We start from the raw sequence: 6,761 nt of genomic DNA on the forward strand, positions 1-6,761 counted from the left end.
TTTTGGCAAAATCTAACAACAGGAGGATAAGAATGAAAACTTTTGATTATTCTTTAGTAAAAGATCCGCAGTATTTCAAAGACGGAAGAATGGATGCACATTCTGACCATACATATTACAGAGATGGGGAGGAAGTTCAGGAAAAAGAAACTTCCTTCCGTTATGATCTCAACGGAATCTGGAAATTCCACTATGCCCGTAACTATGGAAGTGTGATTCCGGGATTTGAAAAAACAGAATATTGCTGCAAAGACTGGGATGATATCCGTGTACCTGCACATATCCAGATGGAAGGATATGATGTACCGCAGTATGCCAACGTACAGTATCCGTGGGAAGGTCATGAGGACATTCATCCGGGTGAGATTCCGGAGCATTTTAATCCGGTTGCAAGCTATGTAAAATACTTTGAAGTGCCGGAGGAAATGCAGGGAAAACGTCTTTTTATCTCCTTCCAGGGAGCAGAGAGCGGCATTGCATTATGGCTCAACGGACATTTTGTCGGATACAGTGAGGACTCCTTTACACCGTCAGAATTTGAACTGACCGAGTATGTAAAAGAAGGTGAAAACAAACTTGCAGCACAGGTATTCAAATGGACAGCAAGCAGCTGGTGCGAAGATCAGGACTTCTTCCGTTTCTCCGGAATCTACAGAGATGTTTATCTTTATACAGTACCGGAAGCCCATGTTTATGACCTTCAGATCCGTGCAATTCCGGATGAAACTTTAAGTGCAGCAGCACTTGAGATCAGAACAAATACATGGGGTAAAGGTGAAGTAAAAATTACACTTTCTAAAGATGGAGAGACTGTAATTGAAGACAAAAAAGCACTGGATGGCGAAGAAATCTACGCATGGAAAGTAGAAAATCCGGTACTCTGGAGTGCAGAAGATCCACAGCTTTATGATCTGACAATGGAGATATATAACGAGTCCGGTGAACTTCAGGAAGTGATTCCACAGAAAGTTGGCTTCAGACGATTCGAGATGAAAGACGGCATTATGACACTGAACGGAAAACGTATCGTATTCAAGGGCGTCAACCGTCATGAATTCAGCTCAGTAAGCGGAAGACATGTGTCCGAAGAAGAGCTTCGCAAAGATCTTAAGATCATGAAACAGAACAATATCAACGCGATCCGTACCTGTCATTATCCGGATGCATCTTTGATCTATGAACTCTGCGATGAGTACGGAATCTATATGATCGATGAGACAAATCTGGAATCTCACGGTTCCTGGGATATCGCAGAGTTTACAAAAGACTACACTTACGTTGTGCCGCACGATAAACCAGAATGGCTGGATATGATGCTTGACCGTGCAAACTCCATGTATCAGAGAGACAAGAATCATGCGGCAATCCTTATCTGGTCCTGTGGAAATGAGTCCTTCGGAGGAAAGGATATCTTTGAAATGTCACAGTTCTTCCATAAGGCAGACCCGACCCGTCTGGTTCACTATGAAGGAGTCTGCCATGATCGCAGATACAATGACACCAGTGACATGGAAAGCCAGATGTATCCGTCTGTAGAAGCAATCAAAGAGTTCCTTGCAAAGGACGATTCCAAACCGTTTGTCTGCTGTGAATATACACATGCAATGGGAAATTCCTGCGGTGCAATGCACAAATATACAGATCTGACAGATACAGAGCCGAAGTATCAGGGAGGATTTATCTGGGACTATATTGACCAGTCTATCTACAAAAAAGACCGTTACGGAAAAGAATTCCAGGCATACGGCGGTGACTTCGGAGAACGTCCGACAGACTATAATTTCAGCGGAAATGGTATTGCATATGGTGGAAACAGAGATGCTTCTCCGAAGATGCAGGAAGTGAAATTTAATTACCAGAACATCACTGCAGAAGTCAGCGCAGACAGCGTAAAAGTCATCAACAAGAACCTGTTTGTAAATACAGATATTTTTGACTGCAAGGTTACGGTTGCGAAGGATGGTAAAGTGATCCGTAAAGCGTCTCTTGCGACAGCAGTTGCTCCGTTAAGTGAAGAAGTTTATGCACTTCCTCTTGCAAAAGAAGAGAAACCAGGCGAATATGCAGTAACCGTTTCATTCCATCTGAAAGAGGATAAAGTGTGGGCAAAAGCAGGACATGAAGTTGCTTTCGGACAGTATGTATACAAGGTAGAAGTACCGAAAAAGGCATGCCCTGAAGGGGTGGAAGTGATTCGCAGCACACACAATATCGGTGTCAGAGGTGCCCATTTTGAAGTGCTTTTCTCCGTACTAAATGGTGGACTGACATCTTATAAATATGCCGGAAAAGAGATGATCGAGGCGATTCCGAAACCAAATTTCTGGCGTGCACCAACTGACAACGACTGTGGAAATCTTATGGGAATGCGCTATGGTCAGTGGAAAATTGCCAGCATGTACTTAAGTCACAAGGACTTTCGGCAGGGACCGTATGGTTCGGGAAATGTACCGGAAGTAGAAGTGAATGAGAAGACTGTAAAAGTAACTTATACATACCTTATGCCGACTACACCGACCAGTGAATGCAAACTTTCCTACGAAGTGTTCGGAGATGGAAGAGTAAAAACAACGCTTATTTATGAGCCGGTTAAAGAACTCGGAGATATGCCGGAATTTGGTGTAATCTTCAAATTTAATGCAGATTACGACCGCGTAGAATGGTATGGACTTGGTAAGACAGAAACCTATTCTGACCGTAAAAAAGGTGCAAAACTTGGTATCTATGCAAACAAAGTTGCAGATAACATGGCAAGATATATGGTTCCGCAGGAATGTGGTGCAAAAGAAGAAGTTCGCTGGGCAAAAGTAACTGACCGTAAGGGTAGAGGAATGCTCTTTGAGATGGATGAAAACAACGGACCGATGATGTTTTCCGCACTTCCATATACTCCACATGAGATGGAAAATGCAATGCACCCATACGAACTTCCAGAGGTTCATTACACCGTTGTACGTGCTGCAAAAGGTCAGATGGGAATCGGCGGTGACGACAGCTGGGGAGCTCGTACACATGAAGAATATTTGCTGAAGACCGACAAAAAAATGGAATTTTCTTTTGTATTTAAAGGACTTTAAGAGGAGAAAAAATGGCTAAACAGATTAAATACGGACGTTATCTTCATGGTGGAGATTATAATCCGGAACAGTGGCTTGACCGCCCGGATATTCTTCAGAAAGACATCGAATATTTCAAGAAAGCACATATCAACACAGTGTCTGTAGGAATTTTTTCATGGGCTGTTCTTGAACCGGAAGAAGGAAAATACAACTTCGACTGGCTTGAAGAAATCATCAATAATCTTTATAAAGAGGGAATCTATACTATCCTTGCAACCCCGTCAGGTGCAAGACCAAAATGGATGGCAGACAAATACGAAGAAGTCCTTCGTATGGACCCGGACAGAACAAGAAGATTCTTCGGCGGCAGACATAACCACTGCTTCACCTCTCCGGTATACAGAGAAAAGGTCCATGCGATCGATAAGAAGTTAGCTGAAAGATTCGGCAAACATCCGGCAGTTATGCTGTGGCATATTTCCAATGAATTTGGCGGTGAATGCCACTGCCCACTGTGTCAGGCGAAGTTCAGAGAGTGGCTGAAAGAGAAATACGGCACGATTGAAAACCTCAACAAACGCTGGTGTACCACATTCTGGAGTCATATCTACAACAGTTTTGATCAGATTGAAAGTCCGTCCACAAAAGGTGAAAATGAACTTCATGCTCTGAAACTTGACTGGAAACGTTTTGTGACAGACCAGACGATTGACTTTATCAAAAATGAAGTAGATGCAATCCGTGAGGGCGGTTCAGAACTGCCTGTAACGGCAAACCTGATGTATGATTATGACGGCCTGGATTATAAGAAATTCAAAGATGTTCTCGATATTGTCTCCTGGGATAACTATCCGGGATGGCACAAAAAAGAAGAATATGTTACAGCTGTTGATGTGGCAATGCAACATGACCTGATGCGCAGTATCAAGAAAGCACCGTTCCTTCTGATGGAATCCTGTCCGTCTGCAACCAACTGGAAACCGATCAATAAACTTAAGAAACCGGGAATGCTTCTGGCAGGATCGCTGCAGGCAGTTGCTCACGGTTCTGACAGTGTTCTGTACTTCCAGCTCCGCCAGAGTCAGGGGGCTTCCGAAAAGTTCCACGGTGCAGTGATCGATCATTACGGCAAAGATGATACCCGTGTTTTCCGCGAAGTGACAGAGGTTGGAGAAGTTCTGGAACAGATTCAGGAGACGGTTGGAACAACTATGAGATCACAGGCAGCCGTGCTCTATGATCGTGAAAATGACTGGGCAATTGCGGATGTGCAGGGACCGAGAAATGAAGATATGCATTATCGTGAAAATGTGCAGAAGAACTACCGCGCGCTGAGAGAACAGGGATTGAATGTAGATATTATCGCGATGGAACATGACCTTGCAGACTACAAAGTTCTGGCAGCTCCGATGGCATATATGTTCAGGGACGGCTACGAAGAAAAACTCCGTGCCTATGTAGAAAACGGCGGAACGCTGGTACTTTCCTACTGGTCAGGGCTGGTTGACGGTACTGACAGATGTTTCCTCGGCGGAACTCCGTATGGCCTGATGGATGCAGCCGGAATCCGCAGCACAGAAATCGATGCGCTGTATGACTGGGAAGAAAACCATGCGATTCCAGAGGCGGGAAGTCACCTTGGAATCAGCAACGTATATACCTGCAAAAACCTCTGTGAACTGGTCGAGGTTTCCGATGCGGAAGTGTTGATGCGCTACGGAGAAGACTTCTATCAGGGATATCCGGTACTGACACACAAAGCATTCGGCAAAGGCCATGTATACTATGTATGCGCTGATATGGAACTTGGATTCTATCAGGATTTCTATGGCAAAGTAGCAGCAGAAGCCGGACTGAAATCCCCGGTCGAATTCATTCCGGAAGGTGTTTCAGTAACAGTCAGAGAAAGTGATGACACAGAATATCTCTTTATCCAGAACTACGCGCGTAAGCCACAGACCGTTGCTGTTCCGGCAGAATATGAACTGCTCTACGGAACTGAAAGCGAAGTCATGGCGCCGCTTCAGACAAGGATTTTGAAGAAAAGAAAATAAAACAAAAACAGGGGGACTGTCGAGGCAGTCCCCTTCGTTATATAGAAGTTATTTTAAATTTAATGCTTTAAAGTCATTACCGCTGGGTCTTAAGCTTTCTCTTAGCGCCAGCTCCTGCAGCAGCACCTATTGAAACGAGCATAAGAATCATATATAACTGCACATCTGTACTGTCACCAGTTTTTGGAGAGGACTTTGTCGTTTTATCCGTTGTACTGGTCACCTTTGTTGCGTTAGCTGTCTTTGCTGAAGATGCCTCTGTTTCCTTTTTGTTTACTGTAGAAAGTTTTGCAAGCACTGTGTCTTCCTTTTTTATTTCAGTTTCTGCTTTTGCATCACTAAAATACTTATTACATTTATCGCAGAACCAGTATGTGCTGTTTCCTTCCTCTGTAGCAGTAGCATCCTTCTTCTCTACCTTTTTCAGATTATGTCCGGTTGCTTTAATCGCTGTCGGATTGCTGATTTCCACGGTTCCTGCTGCGTCTGAGAAAAGCTTTTTGCAGGTCTGGCATTTCCAGTAGGCTTCATATCCATCTTCAGTGCAGCCGGCGTCTTTCTTTTCTACCTTTTCAAGATTATGACCAGTTGCTTTAATTGCTGTCGGATTGCTGATTTCCGCGGTTCCGGCTGCGTCTGAGAAAAGCTTTTTGCAGGTCTGGCATCTCCAGTAGGCTTCGTATCCATCTTTTGTGCAGCCGGCGTCTTTCTTTTCTACCTTTTCAAGATTATGACCGGTTGCTTTAATTGCTGTCGGATTGCTGATTTCCGCGGTTCCGGCTGCGTCTGAGAAAAGCTTTTTGCAGGTGTTACACTTCCAATATGTTTCGTGTCCATCTTCTATGCAGCCGGCATCTTTCTTTTCTACCTTTTCAAGATTATGACCAGTTGCTTTAATCGCTGTCGGATTGCTGATTTCCGCAGTTCCGGCTGCGTCTGAGAAAAGCTTTTTGCAGGTCTGGCATCTCCAGTAGGCTTCGTATCCATCTTTTGTGCAGCCGGCATCTTTCTTTTCTACCTTTTCAAGATTATGGCCAGTTGCTTTAATCGCTGTCGGATTGCTGATTTCCGCGGTTCCTGCTGCGTCTGAGAAAAGCTTTTTGCAGGTCTGGCATCTCCAGTAGGCTTCGTATCCATCTTTTGTGCAGCCGGCATCTTTCTTTTCTACCTTTTCAAGATTATGACCGGTTGCTTTAATTGCTGTCGGATTGCTGATTTCCGCGGTTCCGGCTGCGTCTGAGAAAAGCTTTTTGCAGGTGTTACACTTCCAATATGTTTCGTGTCCATCTTCTATGCAGCCGGCGTCTTTCTTTTCTACCTTTTCAAGATTATGACCAGTTGCTTTAATTGCTGTCGGATTGCTGATTTCCGCGGTTCCTGCTGCGTCTGAGAAAAGCTTTTTGCAGGTCTGGCATCTCCAGTAGGCTTCGTATCCATCTTTTGTGCAGCCGGCGTCTTTCTTTTCTACCTTTTCAAGATTATGACCGGTTGCTTTAATTGCTGTCGGATTGCTGATTTCCGCGGTTCCGGCTGCGTCTGAGAAAAGCTTTTTGCAGGTGTTACACTTCCAATATGTTTCGTGTCCATCTTCTATGCAGCCGGCGTCTTTCTTTTCTACCTTTTCAAGATTATGACCAGTTGCTTTAAT

Annotated in this window: 2 protein-coding genes and 1 pseudogene; 2 read left to right on the forward strand and 1 reads right to left on the reverse strand. The window is 44.3% G+C overall.

Annotation, left to right across the window (positions count from 1 at the left end; translation table 11 throughout):
- Window positions 1-32: 32 nt before the first annotated feature.
- Both BQ7344_RS11295 and BQ7344_RS11300 read left to right on the forward strand, forming a co-directional pair.
- Entirely contained in the window at window positions 33-3,077 is a 3,045-nt protein-coding gene (locus tag BQ7344_RS11295; protein ID WP_072522626.1) for a beta-galactosidase, LacZ type, read from the forward strand.
- 11 nt (window positions 3,078-3,088) lie between these two features.
- Window positions 3,089-5,113 (forward strand): beta-galactosidase, encoded by a 2,025-nt coding sequence (locus tag BQ7344_RS11300; protein WP_072522627.1) that lies wholly within the window; start codon window positions 3,089-3,091, stop codon window positions 5,111-5,113.
- Between the two features lie 76 nt (window positions 5,114-5,189).
- Here BQ7344_RS11300 and BQ7344_RS16195 read toward each other — a convergent pair.
- Window positions 5,190-6,761, reverse strand: a pseudogene (locus BQ7344_RS16195) (hypothetical protein); the annotation flags it as partial.

This window comes from Blautia sp. Marseille-P3087 (genome assembly GCF_900120195.1).
GTDB lineage: Bacteria > Bacillota > Clostridia > Lachnospirales > Lachnospiraceae > Blautia_A.